Here is a 241-nt window from a genome sequence, read left to right as displayed (position 1 = left end):
AAGCCACGCAGAGTTTATCCGCCGTTTTGCGATGCATATTTTACCGAAAAGATTTGTAAAAATCCGTCATTATGGTTTTTTGAGCAGCACCTGGAAGCGTATCAAACTTAAAAATCTACAACAAAATTTAGGCATCCAGCCCAAAGAAAAACCTTTGCCAAAGCCGTTTCAGCCGAAATGCAGTTGTTGTAAAGTTGGAAATTTGGTAACGATTGCCACGTTCGATCTTCGAGGTCCGCCG

1 protein-coding gene is annotated in these 241 nt (G+C 41.9%); it reads left to right on the top strand.

Annotation, left to right across the window (positions count from 1 at the left end; genetic code table 11):
• Window positions 1–241, top strand: a 241-nt coding sequence (locus QWT87_RS21225; protein ID WP_302718744.1) for a transposase, incomplete at both ends; no start/stop codon positions are given.

The sequence above is a fragment of the Chryseobacterium urinae genome (assembly GCF_030518295.1).
Lineage (GTDB): Bacteria > Bacteroidota > Bacteroidia > Flavobacteriales > Weeksellaceae > Chryseobacterium > Chryseobacterium mucoviscidosis.
This window is presented reverse-complemented; position numbering and strand designations above follow the sequence as displayed.